The organism is Thiohalobacter thiocyanaticus, assembly GCF_002356355.1.
Classification (GTDB): domain Bacteria; phylum Pseudomonadota; class Gammaproteobacteria; order Thiohalobacterales; family Thiohalobacteraceae; genus Thiohalobacter; species Thiohalobacter thiocyanaticus_A.
In genome coordinates this window covers 371,313-390,415 of record NZ_AP018052.1, presented here as the reverse complement: position 1 = coordinate 390,415, position 19,103 = coordinate 371,313, and the positions used below count along the sequence as shown (strand labels likewise).

Sequence of the window (19,103 nt, the reverse complement as noted above, 5' to 3'; positions counted from 1 at the left end):
GGGCAGGAAGTCTTCAGATGTTCAGGCGCAGCGATGCGGGCAGGGTCAGATCCATAGCGATGGGCAGGTGATCCGAAACCGGGTAATTCAACACCCGGATACGGTCCACCTGCAGGGTGGGGCTGACCAGGATATGGTCGATGTTGCGGTTGGGCCGCCAGCTGGGGAAGGTATGCAGGCCGTGCACCGGCTCGGTCAGCAGGGTGCGGTTGATGAAGTAATCCATCTCCTTGGAATCGGAGGGAAAATTCATATCCCCCATGAGGATCACGTGGCGCTGCGCATTCACCAGCTCGCTCAGGTAGTCGAGCTGCTGCAGCCGTGCGCGCCGGCCCAGGGCGAGGTGGATGATCAGCAGCAGCAGGCTCTCCTCGCCCTGACCGTAGCGCAGCGACAGGGCGCCGCGCCCGGCGATGGGGCCGGGCAGCCGGTGTTCGATGATCTCGTGGCACTGGAACCGGCTGACCACGCCGAGCGCGTGGCGGGCGATCTGACCGATGCGGCGGTTGGTCTGGTCGTACCAGAAGGGGAACTCGGCCCGCTGGGCGATGTACTCGGTGAGATTGACGAAGCCGCTGCGCAGACTGCCGGCGTCGACCTCCTGCAGCCCGGCCAGGTCGTACTGGCCCACCAGCCGGGCAATGCGATCCAGGTTGTGGAACCGGGTGGCGTGCGGCAGCACGTGCTTCCAGCTGTGGGTGAGATAGTGGCGGTAGCGCGAGGTGCTGATGCCGGTCTGGATGTTGAAGCTGAGCAGACTCAGATGCTGCCCGGTATTGCCCACGGCGGTGCCGTCCCGATCCGGGATGTGCTCGAGCAGGGTGTCGATCTCGGCCGGACTCATAGCGGGCTGACCAGGTTGCCCAGCTTCTCGGTCAGGATCAGGTTCTCGCGATAATCGACCGGGCAGTCGATGATACTGACCGTGTCATCGGCCAGCGCCCGGCGCAGGGTGGGCATCAGGTCGGCGACCCGCTCGATGCGGTAGCCCTTCGCCCCGAACGACTCGGCGTATTTCACAAAGTCAGGATTGCCGAAGGCGACATGGGAACTGCGCTGGAAGGTGTTGTGCTGCTTCCAGTCGATCAGGCCATAGCCGCCGTCGTTCCAGATCAGCACCACCATGGCCACGCCCAGCCGCATGGCGGTTTCGATCTCCTGCGAGTTCATCATGAAGCCACCGTCGCCGGTCACGGCCACCACCCGGCGCTCCGGACAGGCCAGCCGTGCCGCGATTGCCCCCGGCACGGCAATGCCCATGCTGGCAAAGCCGTTGGAGATCAGGCAGGTGTTGGGATGTTCGCAGCGGAACATGCGCGCCATCCACATCTTGTGGGCGCCGACATCGCAGATGACGATGTCCTCCAGGTCCATGGCGGTGCGCAGGTCCCAGATGATCTTCTGCGGCTTGACCGGGAAGGCCTCGTCGCGGGCATGCTGGTTCATGTCCTCGATCAGCGCCTCGCGCAGCACCCGCATGGGATGGCCCTGGTGCGGCGTGGCCAGTTCGGCAATCCGCTTGAGGCTGTGACGGATATCGCCGACCACGCCGACCTCGGGTTCGTAGTGGGCATCGACCTCGGCCGGGCTGGTGTCGATATGGATGATCTTGCGGTCGCGCGTCGGATGCCACAGGTGCGGGTGGTACTCGACCAGATCATAGCCGATGCAGATGATGACATCGGCACGCGAGAAGCCGCAGCTGACATAGTCCTTGGCCTGCAGGCCGGCACTGCCCAGGGCAAAGGGATGCTTGAAGGGGATCACGCCCTTGGCCATGAAGGTGTTGGCGGTGGGGATGCCGAGATGCTCGGCGAACCCGGCCAGTTCCTTCCAGGCACGCGAGCGGATCACGCCATTGCCGGCCAGGATGATGGGATAGCGCGCCTGCGAGATCAGCTCGGCGGCATACTGCACCTTCTCCTGCGGCGGCTCCGAGAGCATCGACTGGCGGCTGCGCAGCGGCGGCTCCTCGGTGTCGAGCTTCATGATGTTCTCCGGCAGCTCGATGAAGGTCGCGCCGGTCTTGTCGGTCTGGGCCAGCTTGAAGGCCTTGCGCACCACCTCGGGGATGATGTTGGGCGCGACCACGCGCGAGGAATACTTGGTGATGGACTGGAACATCTGCTCCAGGTCCAGCACCTGGTGGGACTCCTTGTGCAGGCGGTGGGTATCGGCCTGGCCGGAGATGGCCACCAGCGGGGCATGGTCCATGTTGGCGTCGGCCACGCCGGTGAACAGGTTGGTGGCCCCCGGCCCCAGAGTGGCCAGGCAGACCCCGGCGCGGCCGGTCAGCCGACCGTAGACATCGGCCATAAAGGCGGCGCCCTGCTCGTGGCGGCAGGTGACGAAGCGGATGGAGGAGTCCAGCAGGGCATCCATCACGTCCAGGTTTTCCTCGCCCGGCACTCCGAAGATGTACTCCACACCCTCGTTCTCCAGGCACCTGACGAACAGTTCGGCGGCTTTCATACAGTCTATGGTATCAGGAATCGGACAATAAAAAGGCCCGCATGACGGCGGGCCACCCTATCCAAGTAGGTCGGGTTAGCGAAGTGTAACCCGACACAACGCCGAATTCCGTCGGGTTACGCCCTTCGGGCTAACCCGACCTACCCGACGGCTGCATCTCAGTCGCTGGTAACAGCGCGTTCCTGCTCGATCAGGTGATTGGTCACCTCGATCATGGCCGCGTGACTGCCGGCTTCGGAGGCCGAAGTGCGGTACTTGCCGTTGATGATGAGCGCTGGCACGCCGCGCACCCGGTAGCGCTGGGTCATCTCGCGCGCCCGGTTGAGCTTGGCCGCCACCCCGAAGGAATGGAAGGTCTTGTCGAAGTCCTCTGCCGTCACGCCCTGCTCGACGAAGAAGGCCTTGAGTTCATCGACCGTGTTGATCCGCTTGCGCTGCTCATGGATGGCCTGGAACAGCGGCTTGTGGATCTGCCCGGTCACGCCCAGCAGTTCAGCGGTATACCAGGCCCGTGCCAGCAATTCCCAGCGCGGACTCAGGACCGCCGGCAGGCGCACGAATTCGACGTCATCGGGTTTGCTTTCCAACCACTGCTCGATATGCGGCTCCAGCCGGTAGCAGTGCGGGCAACCGTACCAGAACAGTTCCACCACCTCGATCTTGTCCGGTGCCGAGGTCGGCTGGACGGTGGACAGGCGCTCGTACTCCTTGCCTTCCTCGAAGTTGGCCGCCTGGGCGGTGGCCAGGAACAGGCTGGTGAACAGCACAGCAACGGTTTGCATTAACTTTCTCATTCTTGGATCCCTTGGTTGTCGCGTTTACTCGCCCTTCTGCGGAAGGCATCTTCCCCTCCCTTGAGGGGAGCACCCGTACGGGCAAAAGGACTGGGGTGGGAAGGGTGCGCGTCGTATCCCACCCATGCAGGGTCCAGATACGCCCCCCTCCTCACCTCCCCCGCCAAGGGGGAGGGAACAAGGAAATAAACACCTTATTTCACAGTTCGCCGTAGGAGTGCAGCCCGGAGAGGAACATGTTCACGCCCAGGAAGGCGAACAGGGTGATGAACAGACCCACGATCGCCCACCAGGCCATGGGCGCGCCACGCCAGCCCTTGGTCAGGCGCATGTGCAGCCAGGCAGCGTAGTTCAGCCACACGATCAGGGCCCAGGTCTCCTTCGGATCCCAGGACCAGTAGCCGCCCCAGGCCTCGGCTGCCCACAGGGCGCCGAGGATGGTGGCCACGGTGAAGAAGGCGAACCCCAATGCGATGGACTTGTACATCACATCATCCAGCATCTCCAGGCTGGGCAGCACGCTGTTGCCACCGGGATAGCGCTGTTCCTGAGCGTTGCGGATCAGGTAGGCCACGCCCACCATGGCCGCCAGCGCAAAGGCGCCATAGCCGACGAAGTTGGCCGGCACGTGGATCTTCATCCAGTAGCTCTGAAGCGCCGGCACCAGCGGTTCGATCTCGTGGGCGCCGCGGTCAAAGCTGTACCAGAGCAGGAAGGCCACGGCGGCCGAGATCACCAGCAGCACAAAACCGCCCAGGGCCCGGGTCTGGTACTTGCGCTCATAGAACAGATACAGCAGCGCGGTAATGACGGCGAACAGGATGAAGACTTCGTACAGGTTGCTGACCGGGATGTGACCGAAGTCGGCATTGACCAGGTAGGACTCGCGCCAGCGCACCATCAGCCCCACCGTACCCATGACAGTGGCCGACCAGGTCATGGCGGTGGCGACCTTGCCGCTGAACTCCGAACGGGTGAAGGTGGCGAAGAAATAGGTCAGGGTGGCGAGCACATAGAGCGCGCTCATCCACATGATGGCCGACTGGCTGGCAACCAGATACTTCAGGAAGAAATTGCTGTCACGGGCGCCGATATCGGTGCCGTAGAGCCAGACGGCAAACAGACTGATGGCGGTGACCGCCAGGGTGTAGGGGCGAACCGGCTTCCAGCACCAGCCCCAGGCGACCAGGGAAACGGCGGTGCCGGCCAGGATGGCCACCTCGTAGCCGTCCATCAGGGTGTGATAGTGCCACCAGGCATAGATGCTGCCCGCCACCACCAGCAGGGCCCAGATCCAGTCGAAGGCACCGAGGCGCTGAAGGAAGGGGCGCTCGTCAAGTTCCTGCATCATCTGATCGTGTGTTACCGACATGAGGGTCTCCTGCTGGGCTCGGGTCTCCCGGGTAAGGACGCTGCACCGCCCCGGTCCCATTCCATTGCGTACGCATCAGGTATTATTGAGGAATCCACCCACTGAGACAACGGCGGGGCCAGTTTGCTCCCGCAGCGCTGAACCGGGGCTGAATCCGCGCCGTTCCGGCTCAGCCGGATTCCCCGGCGCGGCGAATACCCTGATACAACTGGGTGAATTCACGTTCGAAGTCGCGCCGGTCGCGTTCGCCGGAACCGGCCAGGATGACCTGGGTCTGGTCCAGCTGCGGCTGCAGCCACACCCAGATCCGGCGCTGACGCACGTAGAACATCATGAATACCCCGATCATGAGCAGTGTGAAGCCGAGATAGACCACGCTCTTGCCCGGGGAACGGGTGATCTGCAGACCCGAGGCCTGGACCTGCTCGAAGCTCTCCAGCTGCAGAAAGAAGGGCGAGCCGTACAGGGGCAGCGCGGTCACGGCATTGAGTGTATCCTCGTAGAAGCGGCTGTCGCGCTCGTTGATGCCCGCGCTGAGATCCACGCCCTCGGCGCGCAGCACCTCGGCATAGAGGGCGCTGAGGATATTGCGCAGCACCTTCATGTAGGCATCGATGACCTGCATGCGCCGATCCTCCGGCACAGTAGCCTCGACCTGCTCGACAATGCCGTCGAAACCGCCGCGGGCGAACATCCGCACCAGCCGGCCCATGGTGGCGGTGACCTCCTCGACCATGCCCGGCTCCTGCAGGCGCAGCTCGCTGAAGGTCTGGCGCACTGTCTCGGCGGCGATTTCGCGTACCCTGGCCTCGTCTCGCAGCAGGGCGTTGAAGGCCAGGAAGCGCTGCGGCGAACCGGCCGGATCGGCTGGGATGTGCAGGTAGAAGAACGGCTGGTTGGGGTTCTCGCGCACCCCGCTGAGGAAGAATTTCCGCCCCTCCAGCTCCACCGGCAGCATGTAGTTCTCGTACTCGCGCGCCTCGCCCTGGGTATTGCGCAGCTTGTAGGTGAAGCTGGGACCGAAGTTCTGGAACTGCTTGCCGGAATCCTCGGGCGCCGGGTTGACATTGAAGGGGCGGAAGGATTCGAACTCCAGGGTCTGGCGGCCGGCCGGGGTCTCGACCTCCAGGCTTTCGAACACCGCCGTTTCCACCTTCTGCGTGTCCAGGGTGGGATGACTCAGCGGCCAGGCGGTTAGGCTGAGGCCGGAGCCGCCGTCATCGAAGCTGGCCTGGTAGATGGCGTAGCCCTCGTAGATCAGCGGGTGGTTGACCGCGATGGTCGCCTCCACCGGCTGCTCGCGTTCCGGATCGTGGATCACCAGATCACTCTCGAAGGACTTGGGCTGCCCGGTGACGTAGTGCTCGATGCGGAAATCCTTCAACTCGATGGTAAAGGGCAGCGGCTGCACCAGGTAGCCGTCGCGCAGCTGCAGGAAGGCGATGCCGGCCCGGCCGCCCTCGGGGATGGTGACATTGCCGCGGAAGGAGGGATTGCCCTCGGGCAGCCAGCTGATCTCGGGCACCTGCGAGGCCGGGATGTCCCGGGTCTCCGGCTGAATCTGGCCGAGCATTTCCTTGATGCGGACGGGCAACTGGCCGTCGACCAGACCGCCGAGACAGATCACCACGATGGCCGTGTGGGTGAAGATGTAGCCCAGCCGGTTCCAGGAACCCTTCTTGGCCGCGATCAGATGGTGGTCATCGTGATCGGCGCTGCGGGTCTTGTAACCGTGCTGCCTGAGCCAGGCGCGGTAACGCGACTCCAGCGCAGCGACCGGCGCATCGGCGTGCCACTCCTGCACCTGGTGCATGTTGCGCAGCGAAACGGCCTGCACCCGGGTGCGGAACTGACGCATCTCGCGCACCATGTTCGGGGCATTGCGGTAGATGCAGACACTGGTGGAGATCACCAGAAAGGCCAGGATCACCAGGAACCAGCCGGCGGCGTAGACGTCGTACAGCCCCAGGCTCTTGAACACCTCGTGCCAGAAGGGCCCGAACTTGATGATGTAGTCCTGATAGGGCTGGTTCTGCTGCAGCACCGTCCCCACCACCGAGGCGATCGCCACCGTCACCAGCAGGTTAATGGCCAGGTTCATCGAACCCAGGAATTCGAGCAGGATGGTGCCGCGGGAGGGAATGTTGCGTTGCGCCGGGGAGTTCACGTGATTCCAGTCAGTTTGTCAGAAGCTGGCAGGTCGGCCAAGCATACTGTATCGGGCTGCATCCGGGCAAAACACCGGACCGGGAAAACGACAAGGGGCGGCCCATGGCCACCCCTTGTTCAGTCATATCGATTGCAGGAAAGTTCCCGGGACGCGATCAGCGCAGCCCCTGGATGTAGGAGGCCACGGCCTTGATTTCGGCATCGGTCATGCGCGCGGCGACATTGCGCATCATGCTGCCGTAGTCGTTGGCACGCGCACCGCTGCGGAAGGCCTTGAGCTGGATCCCGGTATAGGTGGCATGCTGCCCGGCCAGGGCCGGGAAATTGGCCGCCGGATTGCCCTTGCCGGCCGGGCCGTGACAGGCCATGCAGGCCGACACGCCGCTGGCCTTGTTGCCGCCGCGGTAGATCTGCTCGCCCAGTTCCACCAGGTCGGGATCGGCCTCGCCATACTGGATCTGCTGCGCGGCATAGTAGGCGGCCAGGTCCTGCATGTCCTGCTCGGACAGCGGCGCGGCCATCGGGGCCATGGTCTGGTTCTCGCGCTCGCCCGCCTTGAATTCCTTGAGTTGCTTGACCAGGTAGTCGGGATGCTGTCCGGCCAGCTTGGGCCATTCCGGATTGGCACTGTTGCCGTCGGCGCCGTGACAGGCAACGCAGGTGCTGGACTTTTCCTTGCCGGCGCTGGCATCACCCGCGGCCAGCGCGCCCGGCGCGGCCAGCGCGGCGGAAACGGACAAAAGGGCTGCGAAAACAAACGGCTTGTTCATGGAAACGGAACTCCTGTGCCTCAAGGCCTTGGAAATTCAGGATGCCGGCGGGCATCGTGCGGGAAATGCGGCCAAAAACGGAGCGCCATTTATACCAGCGCCCGCCGCCCAATTCAACCTGACCGGCCTGTCATCAGGACATGACAGGGCCCGGAATTCCGGGGAAAATGCCCCCATGCACAACCCCTACACCCAGACCCGGTTTCAGGTCAGCGCCGCCGAGCCGCGCCAGGCCCCGCCCGATCGCGGCCGCGAGGTGGCCTTTGCCGGCCGCTCCAATGCCGGCAAGTCCAGCGCGCTGAACGCCATCACCGGCCAGAAGGCGCTGGCCCGGACCAGCAAGACCCCGGGGCGCACCCAGCTGCTGAATTTCTTCCAGGTCAACGACGCCGCCCGGCTGGTCGACCTGCCCGGCTACGGCTACGCCAAGGTGGGGGGCGCGACCCGGGCCCGCTGGCAGCAGAGCCTGGCCGCCTACCTGGAGCAGCGCCGTTCGCTGGCCGGACTGATCCTGCTCATGGATATCCGCCACCCGCTGACCGATTACGACCACCAGCTGCTGGAGTGGGCGCGGGCGGCCGGACTGGCGGTGCACGTCCTGCTGACCAAGGCCGACAAGCTCAAGCGGGGTGCGGCGAAGACCGCCCTGCTGCAGGTCCGCCGCCAACTCGAGGCCGAGGGGCTGCCGGCCACGGTGCAGCTGTTCTCGGCCCTGAAGAAGGAGGGGCTGGAGGAGGTCTGGGCCGTGCTCGACGCCTGGCTGGAAAGATAAAAGAGCGCCACGGAATACACGGAAGCCACGGAAATGTGTTTAAGACTTTGATTTATTCGGCATGCCCGTACCGGCCGGCACAGGCTCCGGCGGGCATCTATCTCCCCGAAACACCTGGATTCCCGCCTTCGCGGGAAGGACGCAGTGGGTAATATTTAACAGAAATCCTGTTGGTTGCCATGAATATGGCTCGGGTACACATGCAAGGATTGAGTGGACCAAATACGCCCGCTTTATTTCTTGTCCGTGTTTTCCGTGTATTCCGTGGCGCTCTTGAATCCTGATGGAGCGGGCAAAAAAACGCCCCGGCTGCAAGGGGGAAGTCGGCCGGGGCAAGGTGTCACCCGGATGGGGTACCGGGTGGAGGAGTGGCCCGCTCCAGGGAGGGAGAGCGGACGTCCTGAACCATCTGTCCTGACTGTTGGATGCGGGTATGAACGGGAAAGTTCCCATGCCGGCGCATGCGATTACCCTGCATGATTGATGGGTTTCGGGCGCCCGCCCGCTGTCAGTGGGCCTCGTCCCAGTTGGCACCGACCCCTACCTCGACCTCCAGCGGAATGGCCAGCTCGGCCGCGGTCTGCATGCGCTCGCGGATGGCCGCCTGCGCCGCCTCGACATCGCCTGCCGCCACCTCGAACACCAGCTCGTCGTGGACCTGCATCACCATGCGCAGGTCCAGCCCGCCGCTGCGGATCCAGGCGTCGGTGCTGATCATGGCCAGCTTGATGATGTCGGCGGCCGTCCCCTGCATGGGGGCGTTGATGGCGGTGCGTTCGGCCGCGGTGCGACGCTGGTGGTTGCGGGCGTTGATCTCGGGCAGGTACAGGCGCCGGCCGAACAGGGTCTCCACATAACCCTGGTCATGGGCCTGCTCGCGGGTGCGGTCCATGTACGCCTTCACACCCGGATAGCGGGCGAAGTACAGATCCACGTATTCCTGCGCCGCGCCACGCTCGATGCCCAGCTGTTTCGCCAGGCCGAAGGCCGACATGCCGTAGATCAGGCCGAAGTTGATCGCCTTGGCGCTGCGCCGCTGCTCGCTCGTGACCTGGTCCGGCTGCGCGCCGAACACCTCGGCCGCGGTGGCGCGGTGGATGTCCTCGCCGGCGGCGAAGGCCGCGAGCAGCCCCTCGTCGCCGGACAGATGCGCCATGATGCGCAGCTCGATCTGGGAGTAGTCCGCGGCCAGGATGCGATAGCCCTGCTCGGCAATGAAGGCCTGGCGGATGCGCCGGCCGGACTCAGTGCGCACCGGGATGTTCTGCAGATTGGGCTCGGTGGAGGACAGCCGGCCAGTGGCGGCCACCGCCTGGTGATACGAGGTATGCACCCGCCCGGTGCGGGCATCGATGCGTTCGGGCAGCTTGTCGGTGTAGGTGGACTTGAGCTTGCTCAGGCTGCGGTAGTCCAGGATCAGCCGCGGCAGACGATAGTCCAGCGCCAGTTCGGCCAGTACGCTTTCCGCGGTGGAGGGCGCGCCCTTGGGCGTCTTGGCCAGGACCGGCAGGCCCTGCTGATCGAACAGGATTTCCTGGATCTGCTTGGGCGAGCCGATGTTGAACGGCTGACCGGCTTCCTGGAACGCGGCCTCCTCGATTTCGGCCATCTTCTGCGCCAGTTCCCCGCTCTGGGTCGCCAGCATGTCGCGGTCGACCTTCACACCATTGCGTTCCATCCGCGACAGCACCGGCACCAGCGGCAGATCGATGTCATTGAATACGCCCTCCAGCGTCTTCTCCTGTTGCAGCCGCGGCCACAGGGTCTGGTGCAGACGCAGGGTGATGTCGGCATCCTCGGCAGCATAGGGCGCGGCGGCCTCGACGGGGACCTCGTTGAAGCTGAGCTGCTTCGCCCCCTTGCCGGCGACCTCCTCGTAGCTGGTGCATTTGTGCGCCAGGTATTTCAGCGCCAGGGAATCCATATCGTGGCGGCTGGCGGTGCTGTCCAGCACATAGGATTCCAGCATGGTGTCGAAGGCGATGCCCCTGAGCTCGATGCCGTGATTGGCCAGCACGCTCATGTCGTACTTGAGGTTGTGACCGATCTTCTTCGGTGCCTTGTCCTCCAACAGTTTCCTGAACTGCTTGAGCACCCGGTCGCGGTCGAGCTGTTCCGGCGCGCCGGCATAGTCGTGGGCCAGGGGCACATAGGCGGCCCGGTGCGTCTCCACGGCGAAGGACAGGCCGACGATTTCGGCCTGCATGTATTCCAGGCTGGTGGTCTCGGTATCGAAGGCGAAATGATCGGCCTGCTCCAGTTCCTTCAGCCAGGCGTCGAGCTGCGTCTGCGTCAGCACGGTCTCGTAGTCGACCTCGGCGGCGGGCGGCGCGGCCGTCTCCGACGCCTGTGCGGACTCGTCGCTGCCCAGGATCTCCTTCAGCCAGGTGCGGAACTCCATCTGCTCGTAGAGTGCCTTGAGCGCCGCGCGGTCCGGCGGCTGCATGGCCAGGGCGTCGACGTCCTGCTCCAGCTCCAGGTCGCAGCGGATGGTGGCGAGCTGGCGCGACAGATCCAGCTGCGCCAGGTTCTCACGCAGGCTCTCGCCGACCTTGCCCTTGACCGATTCGGCCTGCTCGATCAGCGCATCCAACGAGCCGTACTCGTTCAACCACTTGGCCGCGGTCTTGGGGCCGACCTTCGGCACCCCGGGGATGTTGTCCGAACTGTCGCCGACCAGGGCCAGGTAGTCGACGATGCGCTCCGGCGGCACGCCGAACTTCTCAACCACGCCGGCGCGGTCCAGGGTGGTGTTGCTCATGGTGTTGACCAGGGTGATGCCGCCTTCGACGAGTTGGGCCATGTCCTTGTCGCCGGTGGAGATCAGCACCGGCTCGCCGCGGGCGTCGGCCTGCCGGGCCAGGGTGCCGATAACATCGTCCGCCTCCACGCCCGGGACCTGCAGCACCGGAAAGCCCAGCGCCCGGACGAGGGCGTGCAGCGGCTCGATCTGGGCGGCCAGTTCCTCCGGCATGGGCGGGCGGTTGGCCTTGTAGTGCTCGAACATCTCATCGCGGAAGGTTTTGCCTCTGGCATCGAACACCACCGCCACGTGCTCGGGCTGATAGTCCTTGAGCAGGCGCTTGAGCATGTTGACCACACCATAGACCGCCCCGGTGGGCTCGCCGCGGGAATTGGTCAGCGGCGGCAGGGCGTGGAAGGCCCGGTAGAGATAGGAGGAGCCGTCCACCAGGACGACCGGCTTGGTACTGGGCATGTAAACCTATCCTTGTAGAACTGATATCGCCGAATCCGGCATGGATTGTGTAACCCCGTCATTGCGAGGCGCAAAGCGCCGTGGCAATCTCCAACCACTTGATTCATTGGCACGAGATTGCCGCGCTGCGTTTTTGCCCTTCGGGTGCTCGCAATGACGGTCAACTGAATAAATAAGAGACATCTTAATGGTATCATCCCCCTACCACCCGGAAGGCAGATTACCTGTCGGGTGGACAACTATCATGGAATCTCGGTAGACAGAAAACTATGGACGACCAGACACGCCACCAGCACCCGGGCATGCGCCCCCTCAACGACACCCAGCTGACGCGGGAGTCCTGGAAGATCTTCCAGATCATGGCCGAATTCGTCGAGGGTTTCGAGCGCCTGGCGCGCATCAAGCCCTCGGTGAGCATCTTCGGCTCCGCCCGCACCGATCCCGAGAGCGGCGAATACAAACTGGCCGAGGACATCGCCCGCGCCCTGTCCGACGCCGGCTTCTCGGTGGTCAGCGGCGGCGGTCCGGGCATCATGGAGGCCGCCAACAAGGGCGCCCAGGCCGGCCGTTCGCCCAGCATCGGCCTGAACATCCAGTTGCCGCACGAGCAGGCCGGCAATCCCTACCAGGACATCGCGCTCAACTTCCGCCATTTCTTCTCGCGCAAGGTCATGTTCGTCAAATACGCCTCGGCCTACGTGGTACTGCCCGGCGGCTTCGGCACCCTGGACGAGCTGGCCGAGATCCTGACCCTGGTCCAGACCGGCAAGACCCGGCGCATCCCCATCATCCTGGTCTGCCACGAGTTCTGGGACGGGCTGATCGAGTGGTTCCGCACCACCCTGGTCACTTCCGGCACCATCTCGCCCGAGGACCTGGACCTGTTTCAGGTGCTGGACAGCCCGGACGAAGTCGTGAATGCTATTTTCGACTATTATGAAAACCGCGGCTTCGAACCCTCTGCGCAGGAACGCGAGATCCTGCTGGAACTCTGATCCGCCACCAGTTCGAACGCTTCATCGGATTCAAGGAACCGCCATGCGACGCACTGCCCTGCTCACCAGCGCCCTCCTGTTCAGCATCACCGCCCACGGCCAGCCGCAGAGCGAGGAGATCGCTCCGCCCGGACTGCCCGAACCCGATCTGCCCACCGCCGGCCCCCAGGACCAGGAAGCGATCGAGCCCGAGGTCACCATCATCCGCCGCCAGGACCGCACGGTGGAGGAATACCGGATCAACAATCAGCTCTACATGATCAAGGTCACGCCGCGCAAGGGCGTGCCCTACTACCTGATGGACAGCGACGGCGACGGCTCGCTGGAGACCCGTCGCAACGAGCTCGACCCGCACCTGCTGGTGCCGAGCTGGATCATCTTCAGCTGGTGAGCCCGGGACAGCACCGTGACTGAACCGCAGGATGGGTGAAGGCGTATGCGCCGCAACCCATCGGAGCATCGTTATCCATGATGGGTTGCGCTTCGCTCCACCCATCCTACCCGTACCGGCAGCGCCCCGAACACTCCCCCTAACCCCATAAAAACCCGTATAATCCCGGGCCATCATGGCCCATCCCCTCGAAACCGGCGCACGCGCCCTGGAAACCCTCGCCGAGGCCGTCGGCCGGCTGGTGGCCTGGCTGACCGTTGCGATGGTGCTGGTCATGTTCGCCGTGGTGGTGATGCGCTATGCCTTCGACTTCGGCCGCATCTGGATCCAGGAAAGCGTGACCTGGATGCACGCCGCCGTGTTCATGCTCGGCGCCGCCTACACCCTGCGCCATGAAGGCCACGTCCGGGTGGATATCTTCTATCGCCGCTTCTCTCCCCGCACCCGCGCCTGGGTGGATCTTCTCGGCACCCTGGTGCTGCTGCTGCCCGTCACCCTGTATCTGCTGTGGACCGGCTGGGACTATGTCGCCGACAGCTGGGCCATGCGCGAAGGCTCTCTGCAGACCGGCGGCCTGCCGGCGGTCTACCTGCTCAAGAGCGCGCTGCTGGCCATGCCCGCCCTGCTGCTGATCCAGGGCCTGGCCATGCTGCTGCTGCGTCTGGCCACGATCCTGGGCGTATCTGCCGGACCCGGGCCGATGGAGCGGCACCGGTGATCGAACACCTGGCCGAATGGATGCCGCTGTGGATGTTCCTCACCGTGGCGCTGGTACTGCTGCTGGGCTACCCCGTGGCCTTCACCCTGGCCGGCACCGCGCTGATCTTCGCCTTCATCGGCGAAGCCGCCGGCCTGTTCGACCCCGCCTTTCTCGCCGCCCTGCCCAACCGGCTGTTCGGCATCATGACCAACGAGACCCTGATCGCGGTGCCGCTGTTCGTGTTCATGGGGGTGATGCTGGAACGGTCAAAGGTCGCCGAGAACCTGCTCGATACCATGTCTGCCCTGTTCGGATCGCTGCGCGGGGGACTGGGCATCTCGGTCACCCTGGTCGGCATGCTGCTGGCGGCCAGCACCGGCATTGTCGGCGCGACCGTGGTCACCATGGGCCTGCTGTCCCTGCCCACCATGCTGCGCCGCGGTTACAGCCCGGCGCTCGCCAGCGGCACCATCTGCGCGGCCGGCACCCTGGGCCAGATCATCCCGCCCTCGATCATTCTGGTCCTGCTGGGCGATGTGCTGTCCTCCGCCTACCAGCAGGCCCAGCTGGACATGGGCATCTTTGCCCCGGAAACGGTCTCGGTGGGCGATCTGTTCACCGGCGCCCTGATCCCGGGCCTGATCCTGGTCGGGCTGTACCTGATCTATCTCCTGCTGGTCGCCTGGCTGAAACCGGCCAGCATGCCGGCGATGGATGCCGCCGAGGTCGCCGCCCTGCGCGGACCGGGCGTGATCCGGCGCATGAGCAGCGCCCTGCTGCCGCCGCTGGTGCTGATCGTCGCCGTGCTGGGCTCGATCATGGGCGGCCTGGCCACCCCCACCGAGGCCGCCTCGGTCGGCGCAATGGGCGCCATCCTGCTCGCCATTTCCCAACGCCAGTTCAGCCTCGCCATCCTGCGCGACGTGGCCCGCAGCACCACGCAGGTGACCAGCATGGTGTTCCTGATCCTGATCGGGGCCTCGGTATTTTCGCTGGTATTCCGCGGCTACGGCGGCGACGAACTGGTCGCTGAGCTGCTCACCGGCCTGCCCGGCGGCGTCTTCGGCGCGGTGCTGGTGGTGATGCTGGTGATGTTCCTGCTCGGCTTCGTGCTGGACTTCATCGAGATCACCTTCGTGGTGGTGCCCATCGTCGGCCCCATCCTGCTGGCCATGGGCCTGGATCCGGTCTGGCTGGGGGTGATGATCGCCATCAACCTGCAGACCTCCTTCCTCACCCCGCCGTTCGGCTTCGCCCTGTTCTACCTGCGCGGCGTGGCCCCGGCCGAGGTGAAAACCGGCCAGATCTACCGGGGCGTGGTGCCCTTCATCCTGATCCAGCTGCTGATGCTGGGCCTGCTCGCCGCCTGGCCGGCCATCGCCACCTGGCTGCCGGGGGTGGTGTACGGCTAGCCAGCGGCGGCGCCTTCAACGCCTCAGCGGTTTTGAACAACCCGGCGTCCGACCCGGCCCGAACTGCTCAATAATTCCGCTCCGTGTCCGATCATCTGAAAGTACGCCCCGTTCCCCAACCCCGAGCGAGACCCTCCCGCATGCTGCACGAAAACCACCGCCTGCATTACATGTACACCCGTCTGTACCGGGCCTGGCAGGAGGATGAGTTCCGGCTGCACTTCCAGACCCTGATGGATGCAAAGCAGCGCCGGCTGGCCGGTTTCGAGGCACTGGTGCGCTGGTATGACAAGGCCGAGGACAGGATCGTCCAGCCGGGCGAGTTCCTGCCCTTCGCCGAGGACACCGGCCTGATCGTGCTGATCGGGGACTGGATCCTGCGCGAGGCCTGTCGCCAGGCCCGGCTGTGGAACCGGCTGTCGTCGTCGACCGTCGTCGTGGCGGTCAACCTGGCCCCGGTGCAGTTGCTCGACGCCGATCTGGTCGGCCAGGTCGAGGCCGCCATCGAAGGTCTGCCGGCCGGTGCCCTGAAACTGGAGATCCCGGAACAGTGCCTGGTCGAACACGCCCGTGCGGCGCGCAGGCCGCTGCAGAAACTGAAATCCCTGGGGGTGCAGCTGGCCATTGACGAGTTCGGTGCCGGCTACTCATCCATCCCCGCCCTGATCAGGTTCCCCTACGACGAGATCAAGCTCAGCCGCCGCTTCATCGCCAAGCTGCAGACCCTGCCCGAGGCCCGGGTGCTGGCCGCCGGCATGATCGACATCGCCCACAAGCTGGGCAAACGGGTGGTGGCCGTGGGAGTGGAGACCGAGGCGCAGGCCGGCATGCTGCGCGACATGGGCTGCGACCTGCTGCAGGGCTACCTGTTCGGCGAGCCGGGCCTGGCGGGGCAGATGAGCCTGAAGGCGGGGTGATCGGGCTGAGGCGGGATCAACGCAGAGGGCGCGGAGGCGCAAAGAAAATTCATAATAAATGCGGGACAGGAAGGTAGGTCGGGTTAGCGCAGCGTAACCCGACAGTGGCCGGCATGTTGGGTTACGGTGCCATGCACCTAACCCAACCTACACGCATTAATCATTCTCTGCGTCTCCGCGCCTCTGCGCCCTCTGCGTTGACAGCGCCAACGCGAAACAGACCTACTCCCCGTCCGCTGACTCCTCCGTCTCCACCGGTTCGCTGAACTTGCATTCCTTCTGCGGGCAGACCTTCTCGGTGCCGCGGCGCTTGGTGGTCTTGAGCGTGAGCATGGGCCAGCCGCAGTCGGGACAGGGCTCGTCGATGGGCTCGTTCCACACGGCGTACTTGCAGTCGGGGTAGCGTGAGCAGGAGTAGAAGATCTTGCCGGAACGCGCCTTGCGCTTGAGCATGCTGCCCTGCTTGCACTCCGGGCAGGTCACGCCGGTGTCCTCGGGCTTTTCCAACGGCTCGATGTACTTGCAGTCGGGGTAGCTCGAGCAGCCGATGAACTTGCCGTAACGGCCGGTACGGATCAGCAGCTGCGAGCCGCACTCGGGACAGCTGCGGCCCTCGATATATTCGGGCTCGGCGTCTTCCTTGTCCTCGCCGACATTGCGGGTGTAGTCGCACTCCGGGTAACCGCTGCAACCGATGAAGCGTCCGCGCCGGCCCAGCTTGATCTGCAGCGGCTGGCCGCACTTGGGGCATTCCTCGTCCAACTCCTCGGTGGTGACCTCCTTGCGCGAGACCCCCTCTTCCTTGGTCTTGATGCGCTGCTGGAAGGGATCCCAGAACTGGTGCAGCAGCGGGACCCACTCGCGCTCGCCGCGGGCGATCTCGTCAAGGTCGTCCTCGAGCTTGGCGGTGAAATCGTAGTCCACGTACTGGTCGAAATGCTGGGTGAGGAACCGGCTCACCACACGGCCCACGTCGGTGGGCTGGAAACGCTTCTTCTCCAGGGTGACGTACTCGCGCTGCTGCAGGGTGGAGATGATGGAGGCATAGGTCGAGGGCCGGCCGATGCCGTGTTCCTCCAGCGTCTTGACCAGACTGGCCTCGGTGTAGCGTGGCGGCGGTTCGGTGAAGTGCTGCTCGGGGCGCAGCTTGACCAGACTGACCACGTCGCCCTCCTCCAGCCGCGGCAGCATGTTCTCGTCGGACTCGGCCTTGGCGTCGTCCTGACTCTCCTGGTAGACGCTGATGAAGCCGGGGATGGCGATGGTCGAGCCGGTGGCGCGCAGCACGTTGCCCTCGCCGCAGGGGAAGTCCACGCCGACGGTGTCGATAGTGGCATGAATCATCTGACAGGCAACGGTGCGCTTCCAGATCAGGTCGTAGAGCCTGAACTGCTCCTGGCTGAGATGCGACTTGATCTCCTCCGGCACCCGCATGGCCGAGGTCGGACGGATGGCCTCGTGCGCCTCCTGGGCGTTCTTGGCTTTGGTCTTGAAGGTACGCGGCGCATCGGGCAGGTTGTCCGCACCGTAGCGCTGACTGATCAGTTCGCGGATCTCGTCGAGGGCTTCGTTGGCCAGCGTCACGGAGTCGGTACGCATGTAGGTGATGAGACCGACTGCGCCCTCGCCGATGTCGATGCCTTCATACAGCTGCTGGGCCACGCGCATGGTACGGCTGGCGGTGAAGCCCAGCTTGCGCGAGGCCTCCTGCTGCAGGGTGGAGGTGATGAAGGGCGCGGCCGGATTGCGTTTGCGCTGCTTCTTCTCGACCTTGCCGACGGTCAGTTCGCCGCCGGCGGCCTCGATCAACTCCTGCTCGACCTTGCGGGCCTTGTCCTCATTGTTCAGCGTGAACTGGCCGAGCTTCTTGCCGTGCAGCACATTGAGTTTGGCGACGAAGGCCTGGTCGTCCTTTTCCAGGTCGGCCTCCACCGTCCAGTATTCGCGCGGCCTGAACTTCTCGATCTCCTCCTCGCGCTCGACGATCAGCCGCAGGGCCGGACTCTGCACCCGGCCCGCCGACAGTCCCCGGCGCACCTTCTTCCACAGCAGCGGCGAGAGGTTGAAGCCCACCAGGTAATCCAGCGCCCGGCGCGCCTGCTGGGCATTGACCAGGTCCATGGACAGGCCGCGGGGATGCTCGATGGCCTCCTGGATGGCGCGCTTGGTGATCTCGTGAAACACGACCCGGTGCACCGGCTTGTCCTTGACCGCCTTCTTGTTCTTGAGCAGTTCGTACAGATGCCAGGAGATGGCCTCGCCCTCGCGGTCCGGGTCAGTGGCCAGGATCAGATCGTCGGCCTTGTTCATGGCCTTGGCGATGGCGTCGACGTGCTTGGAATTGCGATCGATGATGTCGTACTTCATGGCGAAGTCGTGCTCGGGATCGACCGCACCGCCCTTGGGCACGAGATCGCGCACATGACCGTAGGAGGCCATGACTTCGTAGTCCTTACCGAGATATTTCTTGATCGTCTTCGCCTTGGCGGGCGATTCCACGATCACCAGATGCTTACCCATACGACGTTCGTGAACCTGTAGTGATGGATTCGATGGCGACGTGCCGTACCGGTCCCGGTCAGTGTATCCGACGGGCGCGGAACAGGGGTCGCATGGCGGGCGGGACCGGACCGCTGTTTATATCAATGCAGCTTTCCGGCGTATTCGTCAAACACCAGGTCTTCCATCCAGGCGTAGGCGGCCTCTTCGCCCGGCTGGTTGAACAGCACCATGAGGATGATCCACTTGAGCTGGTCGATATCCACTTCCTCGGCATCCAGCGCCATCACCCGGTCGATGATCAGTTCGCGGCTGGCGGGGGTGAGGATGTCCATCTGCTCCAGAAACAGGATGAAGCCGCGGCACTCCAGATCCAGGCGCTGGCACTCGGCATCGGTGTACACGCGCAGCGCCCGCCGGGGCTGCGGGTTGGGCAGACTGACATCGCGGTACTGGGCCAGACCGTCCAGCCACTCGAAGGCCTTGTTGATCTCGCCGGGGGTGAAACCGGCCTCGATCAGTTCGACATGCAGCGATTCACGGTCGGGATGCCATTCGGGATCGTCGTCCATGTAATAGTTTTCAAACAGGTACATCAGCACGTCGAACATGCTTTCCTTCAT

At 64.5% G+C, this 19,103-nt stretch carries 15 protein-coding genes; 6 read left to right on the top strand and 9 right to left on the bottom strand.

Annotated elements, in window-relative coordinates; translation table 11 throughout:
* Positions 1-13: 13 nt before the first annotated feature.
* The 6 genes from CFK21_RS01800 to CFK21_RS01775 form a co-directional block, all read right to left on the bottom strand.
* Positions 14-844, bottom strand: a complete 831-nt coding sequence (locus CFK21_RS01800) for an endonuclease/exonuclease/phosphatase family protein (protein ID WP_096364159.1) — start codon at positions 842-844, stop codon at positions 14-16.
* On the bottom strand, positions 841-2,472 hold the full coding sequence (locus CFK21_RS01795; RefSeq protein WP_096364157.1) for an acetolactate synthase large subunit: 1,632 nt from the start codon (positions 2,470-2,472) through the stop codon (positions 841-843). Before CFK21_RS01795 ends, CFK21_RS01800 begins: the two co-directional genes overlap by 4 nt.
* Positions 2,473-2,630: 158 nt before the next feature.
* Positions 2,631-3,254 (bottom strand): thiol:disulfide interchange protein DsbA/DsbL, encoded by a 624-nt coding sequence (locus tag CFK21_RS01790; RefSeq protein WP_197702972.1) that lies wholly within the window; start codon positions 3,252-3,254, stop codon positions 2,631-2,633.
* A 211-nt stretch (positions 3,255-3,465) separates the two neighbouring features.
* Complete coding sequence (ccsB, locus tag CFK21_RS01785; protein WP_096364153.1) at positions 3,466-4,638, bottom strand: c-type cytochrome biogenesis protein CcsB; 1,173 nt, start codon at positions 4,636-4,638, stop codon at positions 3,466-3,468.
* Positions 4,639-4,807: 169 nt separating this feature from the next.
* Complete coding sequence (locus tag CFK21_RS01780) at positions 4,808-6,805, bottom strand: cytochrome c biogenesis protein ResB (RefSeq protein WP_197702971.1); 1,998 nt, start codon at positions 6,803-6,805, stop codon at positions 4,808-4,810.
* Between the two features lie 157 nt (positions 6,806-6,962).
* Complete coding sequence (locus tag CFK21_RS01775; RefSeq protein WP_096364151.1) at positions 6,963-7,577, bottom strand: c-type cytochrome; 615 nt, start codon at positions 7,575-7,577, stop codon at positions 6,963-6,965.
* Between the two features lie 175 nt (positions 7,578-7,752).
* On the opposite strand from CFK21_RS01775, the gene yihA reads away from it, so the two are divergent.
* Entirely contained in the window at positions 7,753-8,349 is a 597-nt protein-coding gene (gene yihA, locus CFK21_RS01770; RefSeq protein ID WP_096364149.1) for a ribosome biogenesis GTP-binding protein YihA/YsxC, read from the top strand.
* 508 nt (positions 8,350-8,857) lie between these two features.
* On the opposite strand, the gene polA is transcribed toward yihA, so the two are convergent.
* Positions 8,858-11,566: a DNA polymerase I gene (gene polA / locus CFK21_RS01765; RefSeq protein WP_096364147.1), complete on the bottom strand. Its 2,709-nt coding sequence runs from the start codon at positions 11,564-11,566 to the stop codon at positions 8,858-8,860.
* A 269-nt stretch (positions 11,567-11,835) separates the two neighbouring features.
* Between polA and CFK21_RS01760 the strand changes: the two genes are divergently transcribed.
* The 5 genes from CFK21_RS01760 (at position 11,836) to CFK21_RS01740 (ending at position 15,981) form a co-directional block, all read left to right on the top strand.
* Positions 11,836-12,561, top strand: coding sequence for a TIGR00730 family Rossman fold protein (locus CFK21_RS01760; protein ID WP_096364145.1), 726 nt, complete (start codon positions 11,836-11,838; stop codon positions 12,559-12,561).
* Positions 12,562-12,604: 43 nt separating this feature from the next.
* Positions 12,605-12,952 (top strand): DUF2782 domain-containing protein, encoded by a 348-nt coding sequence (locus CFK21_RS01755; RefSeq protein WP_096364143.1) that lies wholly within the window; start codon positions 12,605-12,607, stop codon positions 12,950-12,952.
* A 175-nt stretch (positions 12,953-13,127) separates the two neighbouring features.
* Positions 13,128-13,670, top strand: a complete 543-nt coding sequence (locus CFK21_RS01750; protein WP_096364141.1) for a TRAP transporter small permease subunit — start codon at positions 13,128-13,130, stop codon at positions 13,668-13,670.
* An 8-nt stretch (positions 13,671-13,678) separates the two neighbouring features.
* The gene (locus CFK21_RS01745) at positions 13,679-15,064 is read left to right on the top strand and encodes a TRAP transporter large permease (RefSeq protein ID WP_172844316.1); all 1,386 of its coding nucleotides are present in this window, start codon (positions 13,679-13,681) and stop codon (positions 15,062-15,064) included.
* 140 nt (positions 15,065-15,204) lie between these two features.
* The gene (locus CFK21_RS01740) at positions 15,205-15,981 is read left to right on the top strand and encodes an EAL domain-containing protein (protein ID WP_096364139.1); all 777 of its coding nucleotides are present in this window, start codon (positions 15,205-15,207) and stop codon (positions 15,979-15,981) included.
* 222 nt (positions 15,982-16,203) lie between these two features.
* On the opposite strand, the gene topA is transcribed toward CFK21_RS01740, so the two are convergent.
* Positions 16,204-18,501, bottom strand: a complete 2,298-nt coding sequence (topA, locus tag CFK21_RS01735) for a type I DNA topoisomerase (RefSeq protein ID WP_096364137.1) — start codon at positions 18,499-18,501, stop codon at positions 16,204-16,206.
* A 122-nt stretch (positions 18,502-18,623) separates the two neighbouring features.
* A complete protein-coding gene (locus CFK21_RS01730) occupies positions 18,624-19,103 on the bottom strand; it encodes a DUF494 family protein (RefSeq protein ID WP_096364135.1) in 480 nt (159 codons plus the stop codon).